A 25,461-nucleotide genomic window follows, 5' to 3' on the forward strand; every position below is an offset into this window, starting at 1 on the left:
CCTGCCGATATGCCGATTCATCTGATCATGGATAACTATGCGACTCACAAGACTGACAAGGTCAGGGCGTGGCTTGCGGCGAGGCCACGCTACAACATCCACTTCACGCCCACCTCGGCATCCTGGCTGAATTTGGTTGAGAGGTTTTTCTCAACGCTGAGCGAGAAGTGGATCAAGCGGCAGGCACATGTCAGCGTTAAGGATCTGGAGGCGTCGATTGAGCACTACCTGGAAACCTACAACCAGAATCCGAAGCCATTTCGGTGGCAAAAGAAGGCGAGGACATCCTTGCCTCAGTCGCTCGCGCGGCACGAGCGCTGGGTAGATGATTTTCAGTGGTATTTCTGAAACACCACACTAGAAACGGGTAAGAAAACGTGAGGGGGAAAACGACTGGCCATTCAGCGAAGCACGGCTCAAGACCTCACCTGAAGCACTGCGAACGCCTCCAGCAGATCTTGCCAGGAGATCACACTTCATCAGGGTCGTTGAGGTAGGCGGCGTTTCTTTCCAGAATATGCAGGCGCAGCTCGAGAGGCCGCTGGCCCTGCGTACAAATATAGGTGAAAGGATTATCTTTGAACGTGTGCAGCATCAGTGGCGCACGTTCGCCAGCCGGAGTAAGGCGCACGATAACCTCGTCCCCAAGGTCGTCGAAGGTGATCGGTGTATCGTTGGTATCCAGCAAGTCGAACAGCGTTGGATAGACGCCATTGAATGGCGAGGTCAACGCGCACACGCAATGTTCCTCATGAATATAAAGCGCGTGCTTGTAGCGAACGGAGGAGCGAACAAACAGCCGATAGCCATCATCTACGCAGCGAAAGTACAGTTGCAAAGGCGTGACGTCGACGACGCTTGGTAGGTGGCCCAAGTAATTCGACTTGTCTTGTTTCTTGCCAGGTATCACTTCGGGTGGAAAGTCGACATATATAGATGCAAATCTGCCTGGCGCGATGTTTTCAGTTCTAGCTGGGATAGTGATTGAAGGCGTCACGAATTCGGCAGGCTTGCCGAGCAACTCGTCGAGAAAGTTCAAGCTACCGTCCACGGCCTCGGCAGTGGCAATAAACGAGCGTTGTCGGTGAGTCAGCATAAGCGTTCTCCTGGGTTGGATGGGCTTATGCAGGGTCCGGTAATACTTGGATGACAGGCACTTGGAAATACGCTCTGAGCACGTTGAGTGATTCTGTTGCCTTGCTTAACCTTTCTCCACCCCTCAGAAAAACAAAAGGCCTCTTTCGAGGCCTTTTCAATGCATCAGCTCAACGCTTGAGCCCGTAGCTCTCATCGAGCATACCCGGCGAGTTCGGCGTTTTTGGCGCGTAGTCGCGTGGCACTTCGGCGGTGTCCTTCGGCGGGGTCAGACGGTCGCGTGGGCCTTGGGCCGCTTCGGAGTGCAGGGCGGCCAGCAGGCGCTGGCGGGTGACGTCGTCGAGGGCCAGGGTGTTGGCGCCATCGGCGAGGTGATCCTGGACATCCTGGTAGCTCTGGGTGAGTTTCTTGACCAGTACGGCGGTGCTGTTGAAGTGGGTGACCACTTCGTTCTGGTAGCTGTCGAAACGCTGCTGGATGTCATCCAGTTGACGTTGCGTGCTGCTCGGCGCGGCATTGGGCAGCAGGCGGGCTACGACGAAACCAACCACCACGCCGATGACCAGGGCCAGGGTCGGCAACAACCAAACAAGGAGCGAGAGTTCCACGAGTCCTTCCTCTATAAACGGCTTTGCTTTACGTTAACGGCTCAGACCTGCGCTGTATACCGCGAGCGATCGCAAATCAGAACAGAATTCCTCACCTAGACGAATCGACCCTTCCCGAGGTCACGGAGTAGTACCTTGCTTGTCCGCGAAACCCCCTTGTTCATCGATGGCCCTTGTGGCCAGTTGGAAGCCTTGTACCTGGACGTGGCCGATGCCCGCGGCGTGGTGCTGATCTGCCACCCCAACCCGGTTCAGGGCGGCACCATGCTCAACAAGGTGGTTTCGACGTTGCAACGCACCGCGCGTGACGCCGGTTACGTGACCCTGCGCTTCAACTACCGGGGTGTCGGCCAAAGCGCCGGCAGCCATGATATGGGCGCGGGCGAGGTAGCCGATGCCGAGGCGGCCGCCGCCTGGTTGCGCGCGAAGCACCCTGAGCTGCCGGTGGTGCTGATGGGCTTCTCGTTCGGTGGTTTCGTCGCGACCAGCCTGGCAGGGCGCCTGGAAAGCGCTGGGGTTGAGTTGCAACACCTGTTCATGATCGCCCCGGCGGTGATGCGCCTGACAGACGAATTCCCGTTGCCGCAGCGCTGCCCGATCACCCTGGTGCAGCCCGACAGCGACGAGGTCGTCGATCCGCAGTTGGTCTACGAATGGTCTGACACCCTGTCGCGCCCCCATGAGCTGCTGAAAGTGGCAGAATGCGGACACTTCTTCCATGGCAAGCTGACCGATCTGAAGGATCTGCTGCTGCCGCGCCTTTCGAATTGAGCCAAGCCTGAATAAGCGAACACCCATGACCACGCGCATCCTTACCGGTATCACCACCACCGGCACCCCGCACCTGGGCAACTACGCCGGCGCCATTCGCCCGGCGATCCGCGCCAGCCAACAACCCGGTGCCGATTCGTTCTACTTCCTGGCCGACTACCACGCCCTGATCAAGTGCGACGACCCGCTGCGCATCCAGCGCTCGCGCTTGGAAATCGCTGCCACCTGGCTGGCCGGTGGCCTCGATCCGGACAAGGTGACCTTCTATCGCCAGTCCGACATCCCGGAAATCCCCGAACTGACCTGGTTGCTGACCTGTGTCGCTGCCAAGGGCCTGCTCAACCGTGCCCACGCCTACAAGGCCTCGGTGGACAAGAACGTCGAGAACGGTGAAGACCCGGACGCCGGCGTGACCATGGGGCTGTTCAGCTACCCGGTGCTGATGGCCGCCGACATCCTGATGTTCAACGCCCACAAGGTGCCGGTCGGCCGTGACCAGATCCAGCACGTGGAAATGGCGCGTGACATTGGCCAGCGCTTCAACCACCTGTTCGGCCAGGGCAAGGACTTCTTTGCCCTGCCGGAGGCGGTGATTGAAGAGAGCGTGGCGACGTTGCCGGGCCTGGACGGGCGCAAGATGTCCAAGAGCTACGACAACACCATCCCGCTGTTCACCAGCGCCAAGGACATGAAAGACGCCATTTCGCGCATCGTGACCGACTCGCGCGCGCCGGGCGAAGCGAAAGATCCGGACACTTCGCACTTGTTCACCCTGTACCAGGCCTTCTCGACGCCGGAGCAATGCGCCGGCTTCCGCGAAGAGCTGCTGCAGGGCCTGGGCTGGGGCGACGCCAAGCAGCGTCTGTTCCAACTGCTGGATGGGCAACTGGCCGAGAAGCGCGACCACTACCATCAACTGATCTCGCGTCCATCGGACCTGGAAGACATCCTGTTGGCCGGCGCCGCCAAAGCCCGCAAGATCGCCACGCCGTTCCTCGAGCAGCTGCGCGAAGCCGTGGGCCTGCGTTCGTTCCGCAGCAGCGTGCAGGCCAACACCGAAGTGAAGAAGAAGGCCGCCAAGAGCGCGCGTTTCGTCAGCTTCCGTGACGAGGATGGCAGCTTCCGCTTCCGCCTGCTGGCCGCCGACGGCGAGCAACTGTTGCTGTCGCGCAGCTTCGCCGACGGCAAAAGCGCCGGCGCCGTCAGCAAGCAACTGCAGCAAGGTGGCGAAGCCGATGTGCGTGCCGAAGGGCTGAGCTTCAGCCTGTGGCTGAATGGCGAGCACGTGGCTGAAGGGCCGCAGTTCGACACGGCCGAAGCCCGTGATGCGGCTGTTCAAAGCCTCCACGAGGCCCTGGTGCCACAGCAGGACTGAGACAGTTTGACGCAAGTCTGATTGCCATTAAGCGGGCCTGTCGCTACAGTGACGGCCCGTTTTTTGTTGCCTCGCTAACGAAATCATGACGCCCCTAGAACGATACCAAGCAGATCTGAAACGTCCCGACTTCTTCCATGATGCGGCGCAGGAGACTGCGGTGCGTCACTTGCAGCGCCTGTACGACGACCTGGTACATGCGCAGAACAACAAGCCGGGCGTGTTCGGCAAGCTGTTCGGCAAGAAAGAGCAGACGCCGGTCAAGGGCCTGTACTTCTGGGGTGGGGTAGGGCGTGGCAAGACCTACCTGGTCGACACCTTCTACGAGGCGCTGCCGTTCAAGCAGAAGATGCGGACGCACTTCCACCGCTTCATGAAGCGCGTGCACGAGGAAATGAAAACCCTCAAGGGCGAGAAAAACCCGCTGACCCTCATCGCCAAGCGTTTCAGCGACGAAGCCAAAGTCATCTGCTTCGACGAGTTCTTCGTCTCCGACATTACCGATGCGATGATCCTCGGCACCTTGATGGAGGAGCTGTTCAAGAACGGCGTGTCCTTGGTGGCGACGTCCAACATCGTGCCGGACGGCCTGTACAAGGACGGCCTGCAGCGTGCGCGCTTCCTGCCCGCCATCGCCATGATCAAGCAGTACACCGATGTGGTGAACGTCGACAGTGGCGTGGACTATCGCTTGCGCCATCTGGAGCAGGCCGAACTGTTCCACTTCCCGCTCAATGACGCCGCACACCAGAGCATGCGTGCCAGCTTCAAGGCGCTGACACCTGAGTGCACCCAGGCTGTCGAGAACGACGTGCTGATGATCGAGAACCGCCCGATCAACGCCCTGCGCACCTGCGATGACGTCGCCTGGTTCGACTTCCGCGCCCTGTGCGACGGGCCGCGTAGCCAGAACGACTACATCGAGCTGGGCAAGATCTTCCATGCGGTACTGCTGAGCAATGTCGAGCAGATGGGCGTTGCCACCGATGATATCGCCCGCCGGTTCATCAACATGGTCGACGAGTTCTACGACCGTAACGTCAAGCTGATCATTTCGGCTGAGGTGGAGTTGAAGGACCTGTACACCGGTGGCCGGCTGAGCTTCGAGTTCCAGCGGACCTTGAGCCGGTTGCTGGAGATGCAGTCGCACGAGTTCCTGTCGCGCGCGCACAAGCCTTGAATATTGGGGCCGCTTTGCGGCCCATCGCTGGCAAGCCAGCTCCCACAAGTACCGCGCGGTCCCTGTAGGAGCTGGCTTGCCTGCGATGGGGCGCGAAGCGGCCCCCTAGCCCTCAAGCCTCTTGCATGAACTGCTGCCGATACTGGTTCGGCGACAACTCCGTGTGCTGGCGGAACAACCGGGCAAAGAAGCTGGCATCGTCGTAGCCCACTTCGTAGCTGATGGTCTTGATGCTCTTGCGCGTGCTCGACAACAAGCCCTTGGCGGTCTCGATCCGTAGCCGTTGCAGGTAATGCAGCGGTTTATCGCCCGTCGCGCCCTGGAAGCGACGCATGAAGTTGCGAATGCTCATGCCATGGTTGCGGGCCACGTCCTCGAAGCGGAACTTGTCGGCGAAGTGCTCTTCCAGCCAGTGCTGAATCTGCAGAATGATCAGGTCCTGGTGCAGTTTCTGCCCACCAAAACCCATGCGCCCCGGGGTGTAGTTGCGCTGCACTTCGTAAAGGATGTCGCGGGCCACGGCGCGGGCCACGTTGGCACCGCAGAAGCGCTCGATCAGGTAGATATACAGGTCACAGGCCGACGTCGCACCGCCCGCGCAATAGATATTGTCGGCATCGGTCAGGTGCTTGTCCTGGTTCAGGCGGATTTTCGGAAAACGCTCGGCGAAATTGGCGAAGAAACGCCAGTAGGTCGTCGCCTCCTTGCCGTCGAGCAGGCCGGACTCGGCCAGCCAGAACACGCCAGAGGCTTCAGCGCACAGCACGGCGCCACGGGCATGTTGCTCGCGCAGCCACGGCAACACCTGTGGATAACGCTGCATGAGGTTGTCGAAGTCGTCCCAGAACGCTGGGAGGATGATGATATCGGCATCGTTCAGGCCGCCGTCTACCGGCAGCTGGACATTACTGAAGCTGTCCACGGGCTGGCCGTCTGGGCTCACCAGGCCAATTTCGAACATGGGCTGCAGGCCCAGGCCCAATTGCTTGCTGTACCGCAGGCTGGCGAGGTGGAAGAAATCCTTGGCTTGCATCAAGGTCGAAGCGAACACCTTGTCAATGGCCAGGATGCTGACGCGCCGCAGCGACGCGGAGGGTTGGGTAAACATCATTGTCATTGTTCTTATAGGGTAGAGTGGTCAATCACCGGCTGGATCGTCTTATTTTTTGGCGATTGTGTCTACCCCGCAGAATTGCACGGTCCCTTTCGCGAGTTCACCGGCGAAAGGGACAGCGTTGCACTGGGTTCAGGGCGCCGGGTTGGGCTGGTCCTGATGAATCGCCTCGATCGCCGCCAGCAGCTCATCGCTCAGCTTCAGGTCCAGGCTCGCCAAGTTGCTCTCGAGCTGTTCGACGCTAGTCGCACCGATAATGTTGCTGGTCACGAACGGCTGGCGTGTGACGAACGCCAGGGCCATCTGCGCCGGGTCCAGCCCATGTGCCTGGGCCAGTTGCACATAGCGGCTGCAGGCCGCCACGGTCTGCGGGTTGGAGTAGCGGGCGAAGCGGCTGAACAGCGTCAGGCGGCCTTTTTCTGGCCGGGCGCCGTTCTCGTATTTGCCCGACAGCATGCCAAAGGCCAGCGGCGAATAAGCCAGCAGCCCGCATTGCTCACGGATGGCGATTTCCGCCAGGCCCACCTCGAAACTGCGGTTGAGCAGGTTGTACGGGTTCTGGATCGACACCGCGCGCGGCCAGCCGCGGGCTTCTGCCAACTGCAGGAACTTCATGGTGCCCCACGGCGTTTCGTTGGACAGGCCAATGTGGCGGATCTTGCCCGCGCGCACCTGCTCGTCGAGCACTTCGAGGGTCTCTTCCAGTGGGGTGAAGTGGTCCTGTGGCAGGTGCTGATAGCCCAGCTTGCCGAAGAAGTTGGTGCTGCGCTCCGGCCAGTGCAGCTGGTACAGGTCGATGCGGTCGGTTTGCAGGCGTTTCAGGCTTTCGTCCAGCGCCGCGACGATGTGCTGGCGGTTGTGCTTGAGCTGGCCATCACGGATGTGGCTGATGCCGTTGCCGGGGCCTGCGACCTTGCTGGCCAGGATCCAGTCGTCGCGATCACGCTTTTCGCGGAACCAGTTGCCGATGATGCGCTCGGTGGCGGCATAGGTCTCTGGGCGCGGTGGCACCGGGTACATTTCGGCGGTGTCGATGAAGTTGACCCCGGCGGCCTTGGCCATCGCAATCTGCTTGAAGGCCTCGTCCTGAGCGTTCTGTTCGCCCCAGGTCATGGTGCCCAGGCACAGGGCGCTGACGTTGAGATCGGTACGGCCGAGCTGGCGGTATTCCATCGGGAAAACTCTCCTTGGTAAAGAAGCCCATAAAAGCAGGTTGAAATTTTTCGCGCAATCTGGATAATTCGGCACCTCTCCGTGTGGCGGAAGTGATGCACCACCATGCAGGAAGAACCCCGTCGAACATTGGCGTGCCCGACCCGAGCCCCCAAAAGCGTCTGTGTTCGGCTGCGCGCTTGCCCTTGGCAAGCTGTGCACTATCCAGTAAGATTCGCCGTCTATTTTTCGCTGGGCGGCCTCTGAGGCTTTAGAGAATGAAAACTTTTACTGCTAAACCGGAAACAGTAAAGCGCGAGTGGTTCGTAGTCGACGCCGCTGGCCAGACCCTGGGTCGTCTGGCTACCGAAATCGCTAGCCGTCTGCGTGGCAAACACAAACCAGAATACACCCCTCACGTTGACACCGGCGACTACATCGTCGTCATCAACGCCGAGCAAATCCGTGTAACTGGCGCCAAGTCTTCCGACAAAATGTACTACTCCCACTCCGGCTTCCCAGGCGGTATCAAGGAAATCAACTTCGAGAAGTTGATCGCCAAGGCCCCTGAGCGTGTTATCGAAACCGCGGTCAAAGGCATGCTGCCTAAGAACCCGCTGGGTCGCGACATGTACCGTAAGCTGAAAGTGTACGCGGGTGCTGCTCACCCACACACTGCTCAGCAGCCTCAAGAACTGAAGATCTAACGGGATAGTTCATTATGTCGGCGACTCAAAATTACGGCACTGGCCGTCGCAAGACCGCAACCGCTCGCGTTTTCCTGCGTCCGGGTACTGGTAACATTTCCATCAACAACCGTTCTCTGGACGTGTTCTTCGGCCGCGAAACCGCTCGCATGGTTGTTCGCCAGCCGCTGGAACTGACCGAGACCGTTGAGAAGTTCGACATCTACGTCACCGTTGCTGGTGGTGGTGTCAGCGGTCAAGCCGGTGCGATCCGTCACGGTATCACCCGCGCTCTGATGGAATACGACGAAACCCTGCGTGGCGCTCTGCGTCGTGCTGGCTACGTCACCCGCGACGCTCGTGAAGTTGAGCGTAAGAAAGTGGGTCTGCGTAAAGCGCGTAAGCGTCCTCAGTACTCCAAGCGTTAATTTCGCTTCGGCAGTCGAAAAAGCCCGGTTCCTTTGGAACCGGGCTTTTTTTATGTCTTGAACTAACCTGTCAGCATGTCCGTGACGGCTTACCGCATAGACGCAGATCAAGCAAAGCGAGGGTTGTAGCCCGCAACCGGGTAATCACCTTGTCAGTGTGTGGATTTGTTTCTTACCATGGCGGCCAATTTTTAGTGCCACAGACATTACCTAAGTACAGGCCTGATCCAACAGGCCAAGCAAGCTGATGGGAGAGGACTGAATGAGCAATGACGGCGTCAACGCAGGCCGGCGCCGCTTCCTCGTAGCCGCGACCTCTGTGGTCGGGGCGGCGGGGGCAGTGGGGGCTGCGGTACCGTTCGTGGGGTCATGGTTTCCCAGTGCCAAGGCGAAAGCCGCGGGTGCACCGGTGAAGGTGAATATCGCCAAGGTCGAGGCCGGGCAGCAGATGGTGGCCGAGTGGCGTGGCCAGCCTGTGTTCATCGTACGGCGAACGGAGGAGATCCTCGGGAACCTCAAGAAAATTACCGCAGACCTGTCCGACCCCGAGTCGAAGGCCTCGGTGCAACCCGCCTACGTCGACCCGCAGGTGCGCTCGATCAAGCCGGAAATACTCATTCTTGTAGGCCTGTGCACCCACCTGGGCTGCTCGCCGACGTTCCGCCCTGAAGTGGCGCCCGCCGACCTGGGGCCAAAGTGGGTAGGGGGCTATTTCTGCCCGTGCCACGGTTCCCACTACGACCTGGCTGGCCGTGTCTACAAGTCGCAGCCGGCGCCTCTCAACCTGCCAGTGCCGCCGCACTCGTATGAGTCGGACGACATCATTGTCATCGGCGTCGATCAGGAGAACGCATGATGAGCAAGTTCATGGACTGGATTGATGCGCGCTTCCCCGCCACCAAGATGTGGGAAGACCACCTGAGCAAGTATTACGCGCCCAAGAACTTCAACTTCCTGTATTTCTTCGGCTCCCTGGCGTTGCTGGTGCTGGTCAACCAGATCGTCACCGGTGTGTGGCTGACCATGAGCTTCACGCCCTCGGCAGAAGAGGCCTTCGCCTCGGTCGAGTACATCATGCGTGACGTGGAATACGGCTGGATCCTGCGCTACCTGCACTCCACCGGCGCGTCGGCGTTCTTCATCGTGGTCTACCTGCACATGTTCCGCGGGCTGCTCTACGGCTCCTACCAGAAGCCACGTGAGCTGGTCTGGCTGTTCGGTATGCTGATCTACCTGGCGCTGATGGCAGAGGCCTTCATGGGCTACCTGCTGCCTTGGGGGCAGATGTCGTACTGGGGTGCCCAGGTGATCATCTCGCTGTTCGGTGCGATTCCGGTGATCGGCGACGACCTCACCCAGTGGATTCGTGGTGACTACCTGATTTCCGGTATTACCCTGAACCGCTTCTTCGCCCTGCATGTGGTAGCCCTGCCGATCGTCATCCTGGGCCTGGTGGTGCTGCACATCCTGGCCTTGCATGAAGTGGGTTCGAACAACCCCGATGGCGTCGACATCAAGAAGAAAAAGGACGAAAACGGTATCCCGCTGGACGGCATTCCGTTCCACCCGTACTACACCGTCAAGGACATTGTCGGCGTGGTCGTGTTCCTCTTCGTGTTCTGCGCCGTGGTGTTCTTCTTCCCGGAAATGGGCGGTTACTTCCTGGAGAAACCGAACTTCGAGCAGGCGAACGCCTTCAAGACGCCTGAGCACATTGCGCCGGTGTGGTACTTCACGCCGTTCTACGCGATCTTGCGTGCGGTGCCTGACAAGCTCATGGGTGTGATCGCCATGGGTGCCGCCATCGCCGTGCTGTTCGTGTTGCCTTGGCTCGACCGCAGCCCGGTGCGCTCCATGCGTTACAAAGGCTGGATCAGCAAGCTCTTCCTGCTGGTGTTCTGCGTGGCCTTCGTCATCCTCGGCATATTGGGCGTGCTGGCACCGACACCAGGGCGCACCTTGCTGTCGCAGGTGTGCACGGTGTTGTACTTCGCCTACTTCCTGCTGATGCCGTTCTACACAAGGCTCGAGAAGACCAAACCGGTTCCGGAAAGGGTGACTGGCTGATGAAAAAGTTGATTGCAGTATTTTTGCTGGCAGTGATGCCTGCCTTTTCCTTCGCTGCGGAACACGGCCTGGAGCTGGACAAGGTCGACATCGACCTGACCGACAAAGCGGCCATGCAGGATGGTGCGCGCACCTTTGCCAACTATTGCATGGGTTGCCACAGCGCCAAGTTCCAGCGCTACGAGCGGGTGGCCGATGACCTGGGCATCCCCCACGAGCTGATGCTTGAAAAGCTGGTGTTCACCGGTGCCAAGATTGGTGACCACATGAACATCGGCATGAAGCCAAGCGATGCCAAGACCTGGTTCGGCGCCGCCCCACCCGACCTGACCCTGGTCGCCCGGGTGCGGGGTACCGATTGGCTGTACACCTACCTGCGCAGCTTCTATGAGGACAAGTCGCGTCCTTATGGGGTGAACAACAAGGTGTTCCCTAACGTTGGCATGCCCAACGTGCTGGTCGGCCTGCAGGGCAACCAGGTGGTTGGCTGCAAGCAGGTGCAGAGTGTGGTCGATGGCAAGAAGCAGTTTGACCCGCTGACGGGCAGCCCATTGACCCATGAAGCGTGCGACCAGCTGACCATCACGCCGAATTCCGGTACCCTGACGACCGAGCAGTTCGACGAGAAGGTCAAGAACCTGGTGACCTTCCTGGCCTATTCGGCCAACCCGGTCAAACTGGAAAGCCAGCGCATTGGTACCTATGTGTTGCTGTACCTGGCTTTCTTCTTCGTATTCGCCTATTTGCTCAAGCGTGAATACTGGAAGGACGTGCACTGATCACGCAGTAATTTCTGGTAGTTGAACGCGCCCGGGGGGCCCTAGCAGATTTGCCAGGGTACCCCGGGCGCGTTTTCATTTAGAGTTTTACGAGCATCTCGTGCGAGGAGGCGCTACATGGGCGCAACCAACAGGTTAGCCTGCTATTCCGATCCCGCTGATCACTATTCTCATCGGGTACGCCTCGTTCTTGCCGAAAAAGGCATCAGCGTGCAGATCGTCGACGTCGATCCTGGCCGTCTGCCGCCCAAGCTGGTTGAGGTGAACCCCTATGGGAGCGTGCCGACCTTGGTCGACCGCGACCTGGCGTTGTATGAGTCGACCGTGGTGATGGAATACCTCGAAGAGCGTTACCCGCATCCACCCTTGATGCCGGTGTACCCTGTGGCGCGTGGCAACAGCCGCCTGCTCATACACCGCATTCAGCGCGACTGGTGTGCCCTGGCGGACACCGTGCTCGACGCGCGCAGCACTGACGCTGCCCGGGCCGAGGCGCGCAAGGCGCTGCGAGAGAGCTTGACCGGTGTCTCGCCGCTGTTCGGTGAGTTCGCCTGCTTCATGAGTGATGAGCAAAGCCTGGTCGATTGTTGTCTATTGCCCATACTCTGGCGTTTGCCGGTCATGGGTATCGAATTGCCGCGGCAAGCCAAGCCGCTGCTGGATTACATGGAGCGACAGTTCGCCCGCGAGCCTTTCATGGCGAGCCTGTCCTCTGTAGAACGTGAAATGCGCAAGCTTTAAGGAGCTGTTGATGAACTCCAGTCGCCCCTATCTGGTTCGAGCACTGTACGAGTGGATCGTCGACAACGATTGCACGCCCCATATGCTGGTCAATGCCGAATTCCCGGCAGTCCAGGTGCCGCAAGGTTTTGCCAGTGATGGTCAGATTGTCCTGAATATCTCGCCGAGCGCCGTGCGCAGCCTGCACATGGATAACGATGCGGTGAGCTTCGAGGGCCGCTTCGGCGGCGTCGCCCACACGTTGTTCGTGCCGATTGGTGCGATCCTCGGTATCTACGCTCGTGAAAACGGGCAGGGCATGGTCTTCGAGCTGGAGCCGTCGTTGCTGGAAGGCGATGAGCTGGAAGACGACGACGTCGAGCCGGATGATGACGGCCCACCTGAAGGGGGTGGCCAGCCGCCGCGTCCGACGGGCCGGCCGAGCCTCAAAGTGGTCAAGTAACAAAAAAGGCGATCCAATCGGATCGCCTTTTTATTTGCGCTGCACCTGCGATTACAGGTCGCTGATGGTGCGCACCTGGTCTTTGTTGATACGGGTGCGTTTGCCGTCGAGTTGCTGGAACTCGTAGAAGCCGGTGGCCTTCTGGTAGCGCGGCGCGTCGACGGCCTGGAACTCGCGGCCGTCGTTCAGGGTGATCAGGCTGGGGGTGGAGCAGCCGGCCAGGGTGGCGAAGGTGCCAATCAGCAGGGCAGGCAGCAGGAGCTTCTTCATGCGGTGTTTCCTGAATTTCTGAAGGGTAAAGCTTTGTGGTGGCCTGTATGCGCCTCATCGCCGGCGAGCCAGCCCCCTCAGGTAAACCACGAACCCTGCGAGAGCCGGCTTGCCGGCGATGAGATCGGAACAGGCCAATGAATCAGTCGATGTACTCGAACAGCTTGACGATCTTCTGCACGCCCGACACGCTCTGGACCACGCCGGTGGCGGCGTTGGCCTCTTGCTGGGTCACCAGGCCGAGCAGGTAGACGATACCGTTTTCGGTAATCACCTTGATGCGCGAGCTTGGCACGGCGTTGTCGGTCAGCATCTGGGTCTTGATCTTGGTGGTCAGCCAGGCGTCGTTGTTGCGCGCGAGGATGGAGGACGGCTGCATCACCTGCAGTTCGTTGTGTACCTTCTTCACCCGCTGCACTTGGCCTGCAGTCTGCTCGGCCAAGCTCTTGAGGTCGGCGCGCGGGGTTTGGCCGGCGAGCAGGACAATACCGTTGTAGCTGCTGACAACGATGTGCGAGCCCTTGTCCAGGTCTGGGCTGGCCTTGGAAATATTCACCGCAGCCTTGGTTTCGATCAGCGAGTCATCGATCTTGCTGCCGATGGTGCGCGTGCCGCGATCGTCCTCGATTGGCGAATTGCGGGTGGAGGTCAGCACCGAGCTGCAGCCGGTGACGCTCAGGCACAGGGTCAGGGCCATCAGGCCGAGGCGCATAGGGGTCATTCTTCACTCCCGAACAGTTGGCTGTCGATCAGGTCGCACAGGCAGTGGATCGCCAGCAGGTGGACTTCCTGGATACGCGCGGTGACTGTCGAGGGCACGCGGATTTCCACGTCCTCGGGCAGCAGCAGCGAAGCCATGCCGCCACCGTCACGTCCAGTCAATGCTACGACAATCATTTCGCGATCATGTGCGGCCTGGATCGCTTGAATCACGTTGGCCGAGTTGCCGCTGGTGGAAATCGCCAGCAACACATCGCCGGGCTGGCCCAGGGCGCGAATCTGTTTGGAAAAGACTTCGTTGTAGCTGTAGTCATTGGCAATCGAGGTCAGCGTCGAGCTGTCGGTTGTCAATGCGATGGCCGGCAGGCTCGGGCGCTCGCGCTCGAAGCGGTTGAGCAGCTCTGACGAGAAGTGCTGGGCATCGCCGGCCGAGCCGCCGTTGCCGCAGGCGAGCATCTTGCCCTCGTTGAGAAGCGCATTGACCATGACCAGGCTGGCCTGCTCGATGTGCGGTGCCAGGATGTCCATTGCCTGTTGCTTGGTATCGATGCTGGCCTGGAACAGCCGGCGAATTCGGGATTGCATGTCCATCTGGTGACCTTAAGTGGGGCGGTGGCCTTTGCTGCGCGCATCAACGACCAGCCCGCGAAACATAGAGCAAAAAATACGAAGTGGGTTCAGCATTCGAAGGCGTTTTTCAGCCATTGAAGCGGTCTGCCTGCGTGGTGGCTGCCCTGCAGGGCGACAACGTCGAAGCGGCAGGGGTGTGTGGCCCAGCGGCATTCCTTCTGCAGGAAAAGGCTGGCAGCCAACACCAGCCGTTTCTGCTTGCGCCCGTCGATACTGCCGAGGGCGCCACCGAAGCTCGCGTGCAGCCGGTAGCGGACTTCGACGAATACTACTGTATCGGCGTCGAGCATGACCAGATCAAGCTCACCGCCTTTGCATCGCCAATTGCGTGTCAGCAGCTGCAAACCTTGCCCTTGGAGGTACTCAAGGGCTTGGTTTTCGGCTGCATGGCCGGCCTGGGTAGGCGATGCGTCGGGCATCAGCGGGCGGTGTCTGGCAGGCGCTTGACCTGACCACCAGCGAACTCGGCCCACGGCAGTTGACGTTCGATGCGCTGGTTGGCGTTCATGCTCAGGCTGCCGGACAGGCCCTGGATGCGGTTATCCGGCAGGGCTTTCAGCTGGCCCAGGCGGGGTGCCAGGCTGTAGGCATCCACACCCATGGCGTACAGGCGGCCGAGGCTGCCGGCTGCTTGTGGCCATTGCTGGACCACTTGCTGGCGCAGGCTGTTGCTGGTGTCGAGCAGCCACGGTGTTTCGCAGAAGCGAATGCCGTTCATGTCGTTGTACTGATTGACGTCACCGCTGGCGCTGTACAGGTTCGAGGTGGCGTAGACCGGCACGTCGCCCGCGTACTGGAAGTTCAGCGTTGGCTTGATCTGCTGGGCCTGCTGCGGCGTCGAGGCGAGGAAGATGAAGTCGATGTCCTGGCGGCGCGATGGCTGCGCGGCGATGTTGCCGCCTACCGTGCTTTGCAGGCTCTTGGCGCGGCCTTCGCTTTGGCGCAGTTGGAACAGGTCGGCAATTTGCTGGGCCAGGGCGACCGGCTGGGCGATGCGCTCGGCGGCGAGCAGGGTGCCGCCGTTGCTTTCCCAGTCTTTGCGGAAAGCGGCGAGCACGCGGTCGCCCCATTCACCGCTTGGCACCAAGGCAACGGCACGTACCTTGCCGTCGGCGCGGGCGCGGCGCGAGACTTCACGGGCTTCGTCTTCAGCGGCGAGGCCGAACTGGAAGAGTTGCGGCGGGGCTGTTTGGCCGGCGTCTGCGTAGTTCAGTGCCAGTGTGGTGATTGGCAACTGCTGATTAGCAGCGAGCTTCTTCACCAGGGGCTTTTCCAGTGGGCCGACTACAAGTTGCACCCCAGCGGCCTGGGCCTGGCGGTAGAAGTCGTCCAGCGAGGTGATGCGCGAGCTGTCGAATACCTGCACGGCTGGCGCCGGTTGGCCCGACTGCTGGGCCTGGAAGTGAGCGGCCATGAAACCATCGCGCAGCGCGCGGGCGACACCCGCCAAAGGCCCTTCCTGGGGCAGCAGCAGGGCGATCTTGGTCAATGGTTGGCTGGCCAGCTCCTTGAGCTTGACCAGTGCCACCGGCAGTTGCTGGGCGCCTGGGTGGTCCGGGTGCTGTTTGCGCCAGGCATCGATGGCGGCTTGCTGTTGCTCCAGGGTGCCGGCGGTTTTCACCGCCAGGGCCAGGCTGGTCCAGCCGGCCAGGACCGGGTCGGTGGCGGGCTGCTGCAACTGCTCTGCCGGCAATGCGGCGACCAGTGCCCATATGGCGTCATTGTTGGCGCTGGCGGCCTGGCCGCTGAGCAGCGGGGCGAGCAGGATGCGCTGTTGTGCCGCTGCCAGCGACTGGCCATCGGCTTCAAGGGCGGCCGCGTGGACGCTGTAGGTGCGTGCTTGCTGTTCTACCGGCAGTTCGCCAACGCGCTGCAGGCTGGGGTGCGACAGCGCGCTCAGCGCCGCTTTGGGCTGGTTGCGGCTCATCGCCAGCTCGGCGCCAAGGGTGCTGGCGAACACTTGCTGGGCGGGCTTGAGCGTGTCCATCGGGACCTGCTCGAGAATGCGTGCGGCGCGCGGGTAGTCCTTCTGCTTGTACGCAAGGTCTGCGGCGCTCAGGCGCAGCAGGGCGGCGTCTTCCGCGGACTTGCTGGAGGCGGCCTTTTCGAGCAGTTGCTCGATACTGGCGTCCGGAGTGCGCGGCAGCTCGCCCAGGCTGGATGAGGGCGAGCTGGCGCAGGCTGCCAGCAGGGTAGCGAGGCAGAGGGCTGAGAGCAGCCGCAGGCAAGCGATCATGTAAAGGTCCTGTTACTCGATCAAGTTGGCCGGCAATTGTACCCAAGCACTGGCCGGGGCGCGATGTTGCTGATGCTGATCCTTCACTATAGGCGGCTGGCCGGTGAACGCCTGCGAAGTTCTTTGCGCCCTGTTGCGGGCGCTCGGGCTACAATGGCGCCTTTGATCCGAAAGACAGGTGTGCGCAGTGACTGATGTGGCAGGGGCTTCGAAATCCACCGTGGGTACGCTGTATGTGGTCGCAACGCCCATCGGCAACCTCGACGACATGAGCGCCAGGGCGCTGAAGGTGCTGGCGGATGTCGCCCTGATCGCGGCCGAGGACACGCGCCACTCGATCCGCCTGCTGCAGCATTTCGGTATCGACACACCGCTGGCGGCCTGCCATGAGCACAATGAGCGTGACGAAGGTGGGCGTTTCCTGACCAAACTGTTGGCCGGCGACAACGTGGCGCTGGTGTCCGACGCCGGTACGCCGTTGATTTCCGACCCTGGCTACCACCTGGTGCGCCAGGCGCGGGCGGCGGGTGTGAGCGTCGTGCCGGTGCCGGGTGCGTGTGCACTGATCGCCGCGCTTTCTGCGGCGGGCCTGCCCTCCGACCGTTTCATCTTCGAAGGCTTTTTGCCGGCGAAGACGGCGGGGCGCCGGGCACGCCTGGAGCAGGTGAAGGAAGAGCCACGTACGTTGATCTTCTATGAGGCCCCTCACCGCATCCTCGAGTGCCTCGAAGACATGGAGGCAGTGTTCGGTGCTGAGCGCCCGGCGCTGTTGGCGCGCGAGCTGACCAAAACCTTCGAAACCCTCAAAGGGCTGCCCTTGGCCGAGTTGCGTGCTTTTGTCGCGGCCGATAGCAATCAGCAGCGCGGAGAGTGCGTTGTATTGGTGGGCGGCTGGAGTGCGCCTGAGGGCGAGCAGGCCATCAGTGTCGAGGCGCAGCGTGTGCTGGACTTGCTGTTAGCGGAGTTGCCGCTCAAACGGGCGGCGGCACTTGCGGCGGAAATTACCGGCGTACGTAAGAACCTGTTGTATCAACTTGCCTTGGAAAAGCAGAAAGCACAGTAGTGGCAATTTGATATAGTTTACGGTATCGCTTGTTCTTGAGCGCGGCTGCCGTTAACCTTGTCAGCGGAGAGTCGATTGGACAGTCGCTGCCTGCTTTTGTTCCGCAGCTTTTGTTGCGAAACGGCAGGGGGAGGAAAGTCCGGGCTCCATAGGGCAGAGTGCCAGGTAATGCCTGGGAGGCGTGAGCCTACGGAAAGTGCCACAGAAAATAACCGCCTAAGCACTTCGGTGCCGGTAAGGGTGAAAAGGTGCGGTAAGAGCGCACCGCGCGACTGGCAACAGTTCGTGGCTAGGTAAACCCCACTCGGAGCAAGACCAAATAGGGTTCCATTAGGCGTGGCCCGCGTCGGAACCGGGTAGGTTGCTAGAGGCGTCCAGTGATGGCCGTCGTAGAGGAATGACTGTCCTCGACAAAACCCGGCTTACAGATCGACTCTCCACCTCTCCCTCCCTGCTTGAATCGATAGCAGGCGCGCTCTGGTAATACCGAAAAAATCTTACTCTTAATAAATCACTTTAACTTCGAACTCCATACGCTTGCGTGGGTTTGATTTTTCTCGTGTTTTTTCCCCGCCTGAACTCTTTCCACATTCCTTTATCGCGCTAAATCTCGGTCCTGTAAGGCTTTTCCTTATGAACGTGCCTTGACGGTGCAGCGGGCGGATTCCTATAGTGTGCGCAAGTGGCAGAAAGTGGGATGAAGTGGGTTTTCTGGCACAAAAAAGCTACCATTGTGGGGAATCGCAGCCGTGTTCCGCGGAGCCAACGCCGTCAGCCTCGATGCCAAAGGCCGTCTCGCCATGCCGAGCCGGTACCGCGACGAGCTCGATTCGCGTTGCAATGGTCAGCTGATCGTGACCATCGATGCTGTAGACCCCTGCTTGTGTGTCTACCCCCTCGATGAGTGGGAACAGATAGAAGCCAAGTTGCGTGCCTTGCCGTCGTTGCGTGAGGAAAACCGCCGCCTGCAGCGTTTGCTGATCGGTAATGCGGTTGACCTGGAGCTCGATGGCAGTGGGCGTTTCCTGGTACCGCCCCGCCTGCGTGAGTACGCCAAGCTCGACAAGAAGGCGATGCTGGTGGGGCAACTGAACAAATTCCAGCTGTGGGATGAGGATGCCTGGAACGCGGTTTCGGCAGCCGACCTTGCAGCTATTCAACAACCGGGCGCCATGCCCGACGAATTGCGTGACCTGATCCTGTGACCATAGATAGCGGCTTCAACCACATTACCGTCCTGCTCGACGAAGCTGTCGAGGCATTGGCCCTGCGCGCCGACGGTTGCTATCTGGACGGCACCTTTGGCCGTGGCGGACACAGCCGTCTGATCCTCAGCAAGCTCGGGCCGCAAGGGCGGCTGCTGGGCTTCGACAAAGATCCACAGGCGATTGCCACAGGGCAAGCGCTGGCGGCCGAAGACGGCCGCTTTGTCATTGTGCAGCGCAGCTTTGCCGAGTTGGGCGCGGAAGTGGCCGAACGCGGCCTGGCTGGCAAGGTCAGCGGTATCCTGCTTGACCTGGGCGTTTCCTCGCCGCAGCTGGATGATCCTGAGCGCGGATTCAGTTTCCTCAACGATGGCCCGCTGGACATGCGCATGAACCCTGACCAGGGCATCAGCGCTGCCGAGTTCATCGCTACCGCACCCGTGGAAGAAATTGCCCGCGTATTCAAAGAGTACGGTGAGGAGCGTTTTGCCGGGCGCATGGCGCGCGCCGTCGTGGAACGCCGCGAAAAGCAGCCCTTCACCCGTACTGCCGACCTGGCCGAAGTGCTCAAGGTCGCCAACCCGGCGTGGGAAAAGGGCAAGAACCCGGCCACCCGCGCCTTCCAAGGCCTGCGCATCCACGTCAACAACGAGTTGGGTGACCTTGAGGCTGGGCTGGAGGCCGCGCTTGATGCGCTGGAAATCGGTGGTCGCCTGGCGGTCATCAGCTTCCACTCGCTCGAAGACCGCATCGTCAAATTGTTCATGCGCAAGCTGGTCAAGGGCGAGGCAGACAACCTGCCGCGCAACCTGCCGGTACAGCACAAGGTCTTTGAACCGAAAATCAAGCTCATCGGCAAGGCGCAGTTCGCGTCCGAGGCTGAGCTCAAGGCCAACCCGCGGTCGCGCAGCGCCGTGATGCGGGTGGCGGAGAAGCTGCGGTGAGCAGGCTGTTTGCCAAGCCATTGCCAGGCGGAAGCTTCCTGATGCTTCTGCTGTTCGTCGGTGTCCTGGTTTCGGCCATCGCCGTGTCCTACAGCGCCCACTGGAACCGTCAGTTGCTCAATACCCTGTACGGCGAATTGAGCGAGCGCGACAAGGCCCAGGCTGAGTGGGGGCGCTTGATCCTTGAGCAAAGCACCTGGACCGCCCACAGCCGTATCGAGAGCCTCGCTTCCGAGCAATTGAAAATGCGCGTCCCTGCGGCTGACGAAGTGCGGATGGTGGCGCCATGATGAAGCTCGAAGGCGCACTCTACCCCTGGCGCTTCCGGGTAGTGATCGGTTTGCTGGCACTGATGGTGGGTGCCATCTGCTGGCGCATCATCGACCTGCAGGTCGTCGACCGTGACTTCCTCAAGGGCCAGGGTGACGCCCGCAGCCTGCGGCATATTCCGATTCCTGCGCACCGTGGCCTGATCACCGACCGCAACGGCGAGCCGTTGGCGGTCAGCACGCCGGTCACCACCCTGTGGGCCAACCCCAAGGAAATGCAGGCCGCCAAGGACCGTTGGCCGCAGCTGGCGGCTGCATTGGGGCAAAACGCCCAGCAGTTGACCGAGCGCCTGACCCAACAGGCCAACAAGGAATTCATCTACCTGGTCCGCGGGCTGACCCCGGAGCAGGGCCAGCAGGTGCTCGACCTGAAAGTGCCGGGCGTGTATGGCCTGGAAGAATTCCGCCGCTTCTACCCGGCCGGTGATGTCACCGCGCACATGGTCGGCTTTACCGACCTTGATGACCACGGGCGTGAAGGGGTAGAGCTGGCCTACGACGAATGGCTGGCCGGCGTGCCGGGCAAGCGACAGGTGATCAAGGACCGGCGCGGCCGGCTGATCAAGGACATTCAGGTCACCAAAAACGCCAAGGCCGGTAAGACCTTGGCGTTGTCGATAGACCTGCGCCTGCAATACCTGGCCACCCGCGAACTGCGCAACGCCATTGCCGAACAGGAAGCCAAGGCCGGCAGCCTGGTGATCATGGACGTCAAGACCGGTGAAGTCCTGGCCATGGTCAACCAGCCGACCTACAACCCGAACAACCGCCGCAGCATGTTCCCTGCCGCGATGCGTAACCGAGCGATCATCGACGTGTTCGAGCCAGGTTCGACCGTCAAGCCGATCTCCATGAGTGCGGCGCTGCAGAGCGGGCGCTGGAAAACCACCGACAAGGTCGAGGTTTACCCGGGCAGCCTGCAGATCGGCCGCTACACCATCAAGGACGTTTCTCGCAGCGAGGGCCCGATCCTCGACCTGACCGGCATCCTGATCAACTCCTCTAACGTCGGCATGAGCAAGATCGCTTTCGACATCGGTGGCGAGGCCATCTACCGGGTCATGTCCCAGGTTGGCCTGGGGCAATACACCGGCCTGGGCTTCCCGGGCGAGCGGGTGGGCAACCTGCCTAACCACCGTGAGTGGCGCAAGGCCGAGACCGCGACCCTGTCCTATGGCTATGGCGTATCGGTGACTGCTCTGCAACTGGTGCATGCCTACGCGGCGCTGGCCAACGACGGCAAGATGGTGCCGCTGTCGATCCTCAAGGTGGACAAGGCGCCCGAGGCTGTTCAGGCGATTCCGAAAGAAACCGCCGAAACCGTCCAAGGCATGTTGCAGCAGGTGATCGAGGCGCCGCGCGGGGTATTCCGTGCGCAGGTGCCGTTCTATCACGTGGGTGGCAAGTCCGGTACGGCGCGTAAGGCGACCGTCGGTTCCAAGGGTTACACCGAAAACGCCTACCGCTCGCTGTTCGCAGGCTTCGGCCCGATGAGCGATCCGCGTTACGCCATCGTCGTGGTCATCGATGAACCGAGCAAGGGCGGCTACTTCGGTGGTCTGGTTTCGGCGCCTGTGTTCAGCAAGGTCATGTCGGGCACCCTGCGTTTGATGAACGTGCCGCCAGACAACCTGCCGCCGCCACCCACCGCACAACCACAAGTCACTGCAGCTACCGCCAAGGGAGGGCGTGGATGATGACAATGCCATTGAGCAAGCTTTTCGCCCACGCCAGCCGCGATCCGCTGATCCGCGAGCTGACCCTGGACAGCCGCGCCGTGCGTCCGGGTGACCTGTTCCTGGCCGTCCCGGGTGCCAAGGTCGATGGCCGCGACCATATCGCCGACGCCTTGGCCCGTGGCGCTGCCGCCGTTGCCTACGAAGAGCAGGGCGCTACCGTGCTGCCGATCACCGACGTGCCGCTGATTCCGGTCAAGGGCCTGATCGCCCAGCTGTCGGATATCGCCGGTCGCTTCTATGGCGAACCGAGCCGCCAGTTGAACCTGGTCGGGGTTACCGGCACCAACGGCAAGACCAGTGTCACGCAACTGGTGGCCCAAGCGCTTGACGTGCTGGGCCAGCGTTGCGGCCTGATCGGCACCCTGGGTACCGGCTTCTACGGTGAGCTGCAGAGCGGCCGCCTGACCACGCCAGACCCGATCGCGGTGCAGTCGACGCTCTACGACCTGAAAAAGGGCGGTGCCAAGGCCGTGGCGATGGAGGTGTCTTCGCATGCCCTGGAGCAGGGGCGCGTCGCCGCGCTGGAATTCGATATCGCGGTCATGACCAACCTGTCCCGTGATCATCTGGATTACCACGGCAGCATGGAGGCCTATGAGGCCGCCAAGGCCAAGCTGTTCGCCTGGCGCAGCCTGCGCTGCCAGGTGGTCAACCTGGACGACGATTTTGGCCGCCGCCTGGCGCTGGCGTATGCCCGCCGTCCGAGTGCCGATCATATCGAGACCCGGCTGCTCAGCTACAGCCTGGAAAACCCGGAAGCGTCATTGTATTGCCGTGAAGCCACCTTCGATGACGATGGCGTGCGCGCAATCCTCGTGACCGCCCAGGGTGAGCGTACGTTGCGCAGCCAGCTGCTTGGCCGCTTCAACCTGAGCAACATGCTCGCGGCCGTGGCCACGCTGCTGGCCCTGGATTACTCGCTGGACGAAATTCTCAAGGTCACCCCGCAGTTGCAAGGGCCGGTTGGCCGCATGCAGCGCTTGGGTGGCGGCGACAAACCGCTGGTGGTGGTCGATTACGCCCACACCCCGGATGCCCTGGAAAAAGTACTCGAGGCCCTGCGCCCGCATGCGCACGGCAAGCTGCTGTGCCTGTTCGGCTGCGGTGGCGACCGTGACCGTGGCAAGCGCCCGCTGATGGCCGGTGTGGCCGAGCGCCTGGCTGACCGCGTGCTGGTTACCGATGACAACCCGCGCAGTGAAGACCCACTGCGGATCTTCGACGATATCCGCCCTGGTTTTGCCAAGCCAGACAGCGTCGAGTTCGTCGCTGGCCGCGGCGAAGCCATCGCCCACCTGATCGCCACTGCCGCAGCCGATGACGTCATCGTCCTGGCCGGCAAGGGGCACGAGGATTACCAAGAGATTCGCGGCGAGCGCCACGATTTCTCCGATCTGGTCGAAGCCGAGAAGGCACTTGCAGCCTGGGAGGCTCCACATGCTTAAAGCCATGACACTCAGCCAGCTGACCACAGCACTGAGTGCTCGCCTGGTCAGCGCCGACGCCAGCTTTAACGGCGTCAGCATCGACAGCCGCAGCGTCACTGCCGGGCAGTTGTTCGTCGCGCTGACGGGGCCACGCTTCGATGGCCATGATTACCTGGCCGATGTAAAAGCCAAGGGCGCCGTTGCTGCGCTGGTCGAGCGCGAAGTTGCCGATGTCGACCTGCCGCAGTTACTGGTCGCCGACTGCCGTCTGGCCCTGGGCCAGCTCGGGGCGCTGAACCGTGCTGCGTTCGACAAGCCTGTCGTAGCCATCACCGGCTCCAGCGGCAAGACCACGGTCAAGGAAATGCTGGCCAGCATCCTGCGCACCCGTGGCCTGGTGCATGCCACGCGCGGCAACCTGAACAACGACCTCGGTGCCCCGTTGACCCTGCTGGAAATTGCCCCGGAGCACAGCGCGGCGGTGATCGAGCTCGGTGCTTCGCGCATCGGTGAGATCCGCTACACCGTCGGCCTGACCCAGCCCCAGGTGGTCATCATCAATAACGCCGGCACCGCCCACGTGGGTGAGTTCGGCGGCCCTGAGAAAATCGTCGAGGCCAAGGGCGAGATCCTCGAAGGCCTGGGCGAGGGCGGCACGGCCATCCTCAACCTGGACGACAAGGCCTTTGGCATCTGGAAGGCACGTGCAGGGGCGCACACGGTCATCAGCTTCGCCCGCACTAACGCTAGCGCCGATTTCCATGCCACCGACATTGGTCGTGATGCGCGTGGTTGCCCGTCGTTCAAGCTGCATGGCGCCGGTGAAACCGTAGACGTGCAACTCAATGTGCTGGGTGAGCACAACGTCAGCAACGCGCTGGCTGCCGCCGCCGCTGCCCATGCCGTCGGTCTGAGCCTGAGCGGCATCGCCGCTGGGCTGAACGCCGTGCAACCGGTCAAGGGCCGCACCGTGGCGCAGATCGCGCCGAACGGTGTGCGCGTGATCGACGACAGTTACAACGCAAATCCCACCTCCATGTGCGCGGCCATTGATATACTCGCCGGCTTTTCCGGACGCACCGTCCTGGTGCTCGGGGATATCGGCGAATTGGGCCAATGGGCGGAAGAAGGCCACCGTCAGGTGGGTGACTACGCGCGTGGCAAGGTCGACGCCCTGTACGCAGTGGGTACCAACATGACACATGCGGTCAAGGCGTTCGGCGCCAATGGCCGTCATTTCGCTACTCAAGCTGAGCTGATCGACGCGGTTAGCGCCGAAAATGCCAGCGACACCACAATCTTGATCAAGGGCTCGCGTAGCGCTGCGATGGAAAACGTCGTGGCGGCTTTGTGTGGTTCAAGCGGGGAGAAACATTAATGCTGCTGCTGTTGGCTGAGTATCTGCAACAGTTCCATAAAGGCTTCGCGGTCTTCCAGTACCTGTCCCTGCGCGGGATCCTGGGTGTACTGACCGCGTTGTCACTGGCGCTGTGGCTGGGCCCTTGGATGATCCGTACCCTGCAGATCCGCCAGATCGGTCAGGCTGTCCGTAACGACGGCCCGCAATCGCACTTGTCCAAATCCGGCACCCCCACCATGGGCGGCGCGCTGATCCTGTCCGCTATCGCCGTCAGCACCCTGCTGTGGGCTGACCTGTCCAACCGCTACGTGTGGGTCGTGCTGATCGTCACCCTGGCGTTTGGCGCCATCGGCTGGGTCGATGACTACCGCAAGGTGATCGAAAAGAACTCCCGTGGCTTGCCAAGCCGCTGGAAGTACTTCTGGCAGTCGGTGTTTGGCCTGGCTGCTGCGGTCTTCCTTTACAAGACCGCCCCGACCAGCGTTGAAACCACACTGATCCTGCCGTTCATCAAGGATGTCACCATCCCGCTGGGCGTTGGCTTCATCGTACTGACCTACTTCGTCATCGTCGGCTCCAGCAACGCGGTCAACCTCACCGATGGCCTCGACGGCCTGGCCATCATGCCAACGGTCATGGTGGGCGGTGCATTGGGCATCTTCTGCTACCTGTCGGGTAACGTGAAATTCGCTGAGTACCTGCTGATCCCGTATGTGCCGGGTTCAGGGGAACTGATCGTGTTCTGCGGCGCATTGATCGGCGCTGGCCTGGGCTTCCTGTGGTTCAACACTTACCCGGCGCAAGTCTTCATGGGTGACGTTGGCGCGCTGGCGCTTGGCGCCGCGCTGGGCACCATCGCGGTGATCGTTCGCCAGGAAATCGTCCTGTTCATCATGGGCGGCATCTTCGTGGTGGAGACCCTGTCGGTGGTGATCCAGGTCGCCTCCTTCAAGTTGACCGGCAAGCGTGTGTTCCGCATGGCGCCGATCCACCACCACTTTGAACTCAAGGGCTGGCCTGAGCCACGGGTGATCGTCCGTTTCTGGATCATCACCGTGATTCTGGTGCTGGTCGGCCTTGCAACCCTGAAACTGAGGTAG

The 25,461-nt window shown here is 61.2% G+C and carries 27 protein-coding genes, 1 other RNA gene and 1 pseudogene; 20 read left to right on the forward strand and 9 right to left on the reverse strand.

Annotation, left to right across the window (positions count from 1 at the left end; all coding sequences use genetic code 11):
- Positions 1 to 329 (forward strand): annotated as a pseudogene (locus QOS90_RS19505) (transposase); the annotation flags it as partial.
- Positions 330 to 469: 140 nt separating this feature from the next.
- Here the strand turns inward: QOS90_RS19505 and QOS90_RS19510 are convergent.
- Positions 470 to 1,096: a hypothetical protein gene (locus QOS90_RS19510; protein WP_027593991.1), complete on the reverse strand. Its 627-nt coding sequence runs from the start codon at positions 1,094 to 1,096 to the stop codon at positions 470 to 472.
- Positions 1,097 to 1,265: 169 nt separating this feature from the next.
- Positions 1,266 to 1,703: a Z-ring associated ZapG family protein gene (locus tag QOS90_RS19515; protein WP_027593992.1), complete on the reverse strand. Its 438-nt coding sequence runs from the start codon at positions 1,701 to 1,703 to the stop codon at positions 1,266 to 1,268.
- Between the two features lie 135 nt (positions 1,704 to 1,838).
- Here QOS90_RS19515 and QOS90_RS19520 point away from each other — a divergent pair, with 135 nt between their 5' ends.
- The 3 genes from QOS90_RS19520 (at position 1,839) to zapE (ending at position 5,029) form a co-directional block, all read left to right on the forward strand.
- Positions 1,839 to 2,474 (forward strand): alpha/beta hydrolase, encoded by a 636-nt coding sequence (locus QOS90_RS19520; RefSeq protein WP_027593993.1) that lies wholly within the window; start codon positions 1,839 to 1,841, stop codon positions 2,472 to 2,474.
- A gap of 25 nt (positions 2,475 to 2,499) precedes the next feature.
- Positions 2,500 to 3,849: a tryptophan--tRNA ligase gene (locus tag QOS90_RS19525; RefSeq protein WP_085273649.1), complete on the forward strand. Its 1,350-nt coding sequence runs from the start codon at positions 2,500 to 2,502 to the stop codon at positions 3,847 to 3,849.
- An 85-nt stretch (positions 3,850 to 3,934) separates the two neighbouring features.
- The gene (gene zapE, locus QOS90_RS19530) at positions 3,935 to 5,029 is read left to right on the forward strand and encodes a cell division protein ZapE (protein ID WP_027593995.1); all 1,095 of its coding nucleotides are present in this window, start codon (positions 3,935 to 3,937) and stop codon (positions 5,027 to 5,029) included.
- Positions 5,030 to 5,141: 112 nt separating this feature from the next.
- Here zapE and QOS90_RS19535 read toward each other — a convergent pair whose 3' ends face one another.
- Positions 5,142 to 6,062 carry a GlxA family transcriptional regulator gene (locus tag QOS90_RS19535; RefSeq protein WP_172960431.1) on the reverse strand — a complete coding sequence of 307 codons (921 nt, stop codon included), beginning with the start codon at positions 6,060 to 6,062 and terminating at the stop codon, positions 5,142 to 5,144.
- A gap of 213 nt (positions 6,063 to 6,275) precedes the next feature.
- Positions 6,276 to 7,316 carry an NADP(H)-dependent aldo-keto reductase gene (locus QOS90_RS19540; protein WP_085273648.1) on the reverse strand — a complete coding sequence of 347 codons (1,041 nt, stop codon included), beginning with the start codon at positions 7,314 to 7,316 and terminating at the stop codon, positions 6,276 to 6,278.
- Positions 7,317 to 7,573: 257 nt separating this feature from the next.
- Here QOS90_RS19540 and rplM point away from each other — a divergent pair, with 257 nt between their 5' ends.
- The 7 genes from rplM (at position 7,574) to QOS90_RS19575 (ending at position 12,438) form a co-directional block, all read left to right on the forward strand.
- Positions 7,574 to 8,002: a 50S ribosomal protein L13 gene (gene rplM / locus QOS90_RS19545; RefSeq protein ID WP_008097538.1), complete on the forward strand. Its 429-nt coding sequence runs from the start codon at positions 7,574 to 7,576 to the stop codon at positions 8,000 to 8,002.
- 14 nt (positions 8,003 to 8,016) lie between these two features.
- Complete coding sequence (gene rpsI, locus QOS90_RS19550) at positions 8,017 to 8,409, forward strand: 30S ribosomal protein S9 (protein ID WP_009404633.1); 393 nt, start codon at positions 8,017 to 8,019, stop codon at positions 8,407 to 8,409.
- Positions 8,410 to 8,671: 262 nt separating this feature from the next.
- Entirely contained in the window at positions 8,672 to 9,265 is a 594-nt protein-coding gene (gene petA / locus QOS90_RS19555; protein ID WP_085273647.1) for a ubiquinol-cytochrome c reductase iron-sulfur subunit, read from the forward strand.
- Positions 9,265 to 10,476, forward strand: coding sequence for a cytochrome b (locus QOS90_RS19560; RefSeq protein WP_027593999.1), 1,212 nt, complete (start codon positions 9,265 to 9,267; stop codon positions 10,474 to 10,476). The genes petA and QOS90_RS19560 overlap by 1 nt, the downstream gene beginning before the upstream one ends.
- Complete coding sequence (locus tag QOS90_RS19565) at positions 10,476 to 11,255, forward strand: cytochrome c1 (RefSeq protein WP_027594000.1); 780 nt, start codon at positions 10,476 to 10,478, stop codon at positions 11,253 to 11,255. The genes QOS90_RS19560 and QOS90_RS19565 overlap by 1 nt, the downstream gene beginning before the upstream one ends.
- A gap of 117 nt (positions 11,256 to 11,372) precedes the next feature.
- On the forward strand, positions 11,373 to 11,996 hold the full coding sequence (locus tag QOS90_RS19570; protein ID WP_027594001.1) for a glutathione S-transferase N-terminal domain-containing protein: 624 nt from the start codon (positions 11,373 to 11,375) through the stop codon (positions 11,994 to 11,996).
- Between the two features lie 10 nt (positions 11,997 to 12,006).
- Complete coding sequence (locus tag QOS90_RS19575) at positions 12,007 to 12,438, forward strand: ClpXP protease specificity-enhancing factor (RefSeq protein WP_027594002.1); 432 nt, start codon at positions 12,007 to 12,009, stop codon at positions 12,436 to 12,438.
- 51 nt (positions 12,439 to 12,489) lie between these two features.
- Here the strand turns inward: QOS90_RS19575 and QOS90_RS19580 are convergent, their stop codons facing one another.
- The 5 genes from QOS90_RS19580 to QOS90_RS19600 all read right to left on the reverse strand — a co-directional run bounded on the left by QOS90_RS19580 (position 12,490) and on the right by QOS90_RS19600 (position 16,294).
- Positions 12,490 to 12,708 carry a YgdI/YgdR family lipoprotein gene (locus QOS90_RS19580; protein WP_085273646.1) on the reverse strand — a complete coding sequence of 73 codons (219 nt, stop codon included), beginning with the start codon at positions 12,706 to 12,708 and terminating at the stop codon, positions 12,490 to 12,492.
- A gap of 142 nt (positions 12,709 to 12,850) precedes the next feature.
- Positions 12,851 to 13,429, reverse strand: coding sequence for a BON domain-containing protein (locus QOS90_RS19585; RefSeq protein WP_027594004.1), 579 nt, complete (start codon positions 13,427 to 13,429; stop codon positions 12,851 to 12,853).
- Entirely contained in the window at positions 13,426 to 14,019 is a 594-nt protein-coding gene (locus QOS90_RS19590) for a phosphoheptose isomerase (RefSeq protein ID WP_012274070.1), read from the reverse strand. The genes QOS90_RS19585 and QOS90_RS19590 overlap by 4 nt, the downstream gene beginning before the upstream one ends.
- 86 nt (positions 14,020 to 14,105) lie before the next feature.
- On the reverse strand, positions 14,106 to 14,477 hold the full coding sequence (locus QOS90_RS19595; RefSeq protein ID WP_027594005.1) for a YraN family protein: 372 nt from the start codon (positions 14,475 to 14,477) through the stop codon (positions 14,106 to 14,108).
- Positions 14,477 to 16,294 carry a penicillin-binding protein activator gene (locus QOS90_RS19600; RefSeq protein ID WP_027594006.1) on the reverse strand — a complete coding sequence of 606 codons (1,818 nt, stop codon included), beginning with the start codon at positions 16,292 to 16,294 and terminating at the stop codon, positions 14,477 to 14,479. Before QOS90_RS19600 ends, QOS90_RS19595 begins: the two co-directional genes overlap by 1 nt.
- 187 nt (positions 16,295 to 16,481) lie before the next feature.
- Between QOS90_RS19600 and rsmI the strand changes: the two genes are divergently transcribed.
- The 9 genes from rsmI (at position 16,482) to mraY (ending at position 25,461) form a co-directional block, all read left to right on the forward strand.
- The gene (gene rsmI, locus QOS90_RS19605) at positions 16,482 to 17,357 is read left to right on the forward strand and encodes a 16S rRNA (cytidine(1402)-2'-O)-methyltransferase (protein WP_085273645.1); all 876 of its coding nucleotides are present in this window, start codon (positions 16,482 to 16,484) and stop codon (positions 17,355 to 17,357) included.
- Between the two features lie 67 nt (positions 17,358 to 17,424).
- Positions 17,425 to 17,798: RNase P RNA component class A (gene rnpB / locus QOS90_RS19610), an RNA gene on the forward strand.
- 308 nt (positions 17,799 to 18,106) lie between these two features.
- Entirely contained in the window at positions 18,107 to 18,562 is a 456-nt protein-coding gene (gene mraZ / locus QOS90_RS19615) for a division/cell wall cluster transcriptional repressor MraZ (RefSeq protein ID WP_004575120.1), read from the forward strand.
- Positions 18,559 to 19,506 (forward strand): 16S rRNA (cytosine(1402)-N(4))-methyltransferase RsmH, encoded by a 948-nt coding sequence (rsmH, locus tag QOS90_RS19620; RefSeq protein ID WP_027594008.1) that lies wholly within the window; start codon positions 18,559 to 18,561, stop codon positions 19,504 to 19,506. Before mraZ ends, rsmH begins: the two co-directional genes overlap by 4 nt.
- Positions 19,503 to 19,796, forward strand: a complete 294-nt coding sequence (ftsL, locus tag QOS90_RS19625; protein ID WP_027594009.1) for a cell division protein FtsL — start codon at positions 19,503 to 19,505, stop codon at positions 19,794 to 19,796. Before rsmH ends, ftsL begins: the two co-directional genes overlap by 4 nt.
- Complete coding sequence (locus QOS90_RS19630; protein WP_177323892.1) at positions 19,796 to 21,532, forward strand: peptidoglycan D,D-transpeptidase FtsI family protein; 1,737 nt, start codon at positions 19,796 to 19,798, stop codon at positions 21,530 to 21,532. The genes ftsL and QOS90_RS19630 overlap by 1 nt, the downstream gene beginning before the upstream one ends.
- Positions 21,529 to 23,019: a UDP-N-acetylmuramoyl-L-alanyl-D-glutamate--2,6-diaminopimelate ligase gene (locus tag QOS90_RS19635; protein WP_177408604.1), complete on the forward strand. Its 1,491-nt coding sequence runs from the start codon at positions 21,529 to 21,531 to the stop codon at positions 23,017 to 23,019. The genes QOS90_RS19630 and QOS90_RS19635 overlap by 4 nt, the downstream gene beginning before the upstream one ends.
- The gene (locus QOS90_RS19640) at positions 23,012 to 24,379 is read left to right on the forward strand and encodes a UDP-N-acetylmuramoyl-tripeptide--D-alanyl-D-alanine ligase (RefSeq protein WP_085273644.1); all 1,368 of its coding nucleotides are present in this window, start codon (positions 23,012 to 23,014) and stop codon (positions 24,377 to 24,379) included. Before QOS90_RS19635 ends, QOS90_RS19640 begins: the two co-directional genes overlap by 8 nt.
- A complete protein-coding gene (gene mraY, locus QOS90_RS19645; protein ID WP_027594013.1) occupies positions 24,379 to 25,461 on the forward strand; it encodes a phospho-N-acetylmuramoyl-pentapeptide-transferase in 1,083 nt (360 codons plus the stop codon). Before QOS90_RS19640 ends, mraY begins: the two co-directional genes overlap by 1 nt.

The sequence above is a fragment of the Pseudomonas sp. LAIL14HWK12:I10 genome, assembly GCF_900184205.1.
GTDB classification, from domain to species: Bacteria; Pseudomonadota; Gammaproteobacteria; order Pseudomonadales; family Pseudomonadaceae; genus Aquipseudomonas; species Aquipseudomonas kermanshahensis.

Coding starts and splice junctions, on each gene's coding strand:
- QOS90_RS19595 (WP_027594005.1), bottom strand. CDS start 14,477: ATGCCCGACGCATCGCCTACCCAGGCCGGCCATGCAGCCGAAAACCAA.
- QOS90_RS19565 (WP_027594000.1), top strand. CDS start 10,476: ATGAAAAAGTTGATTGCAGTATTTTTGCTGGCAGTGATGCCTGCCTTT.
- QOS90_RS19640 (WP_085273644.1), top strand. CDS start 23,012: ATGCTTAAAGCCATGACACTCAGCCAGCTGACCACAGCACTGAGTGCT.
- QOS90_RS19535 (WP_172960431.1), bottom strand. CDS start 6,062: ATGCAAGCCAAGGATTTCTTCCACCTCGCCAGCCTGCGGTACAGCAAG.
- rplM (WP_008097538.1), top strand. CDS start 7,574: ATGAAAACTTTTACTGCTAAACCGGAAACAGTAAAGCGCGAGTGGTTC.
- QOS90_RS19585 (WP_027594004.1), bottom strand. CDS start 13,429: ATGACCCCTATGCGCCTCGGCCTGATGGCCCTGACCCTGTGCCTGAGC.
- QOS90_RS19525 (WP_085273649.1), top strand. CDS start 2,500: ATGACCACGCGCATCCTTACCGGTATCACCACCACCGGCACCCCGCAC.
- QOS90_RS19630 (WP_177323892.1), top strand. CDS start 19,796: ATGAAGCTCGAAGGCGCACTCTACCCCTGGCGCTTCCGGGTAGTGATC.
- QOS90_RS19570 (WP_027594001.1), top strand. CDS start 11,373: ATGGGCGCAACCAACAGGTTAGCCTGCTATTCCGATCCCGCTGATCAC.
- QOS90_RS19600 (WP_027594006.1), bottom strand. CDS start 16,294: ATGATCGCTTGCCTGCGGCTGCTCTCAGCCCTCTGCCTCGCTACCCTG.
- mraY (WP_027594013.1), top strand. CDS start 24,379: ATGCTGCTGCTGTTGGCTGAGTATCTGCAACAGTTCCATAAAGGCTTC.
- zapE (WP_027593995.1), top strand. CDS start 3,935: ATGACGCCCCTAGAACGATACCAAGCAGATCTGAAACGTCCCGACTTC.
- QOS90_RS19560 (WP_027593999.1), top strand. CDS start 9,265: ATGAGCAAGTTCATGGACTGGATTGATGCGCGCTTCCCCGCCACCAAG.
- QOS90_RS19540 (WP_085273648.1), bottom strand. CDS start 7,316: ATGGAATACCGCCAGCTCGGCCGTACCGATCTCAACGTCAGCGCCCTG.
- QOS90_RS19635 (WP_177408604.1), top strand. CDS start 21,529: ATGATGACAATGCCATTGAGCAAGCTTTTCGCCCACGCCAGCCGCGAT.
- QOS90_RS19575 (WP_027594002.1), top strand. CDS start 12,007: ATGAACTCCAGTCGCCCCTATCTGGTTCGAGCACTGTACGAGTGGATC.
- QOS90_RS19590 (WP_012274070.1), bottom strand. CDS start 14,019: ATGGACATGCAATCCCGAATTCGCCGGCTGTTCCAGGCCAGCATCGAT.
- QOS90_RS19510 (WP_027593991.1), bottom strand. CDS start 1,096: ATGCTGACTCACCGACAACGCTCGTTTATTGCCACTGCCGAGGCCGTG.
- QOS90_RS19580 (WP_085273646.1), bottom strand. CDS start 12,708: ATGAAGAAGCTCCTGCTGCCTGCCCTGCTGATTGGCACCTTCGCCACC.
- rpsI (WP_009404633.1), top strand. CDS start 8,017: ATGTCGGCGACTCAAAATTACGGCACTGGCCGTCGCAAGACCGCAACC.
- petA (WP_085273647.1), top strand. CDS start 8,672: ATGAGCAATGACGGCGTCAACGCAGGCCGGCGCCGCTTCCTCGTAGCC.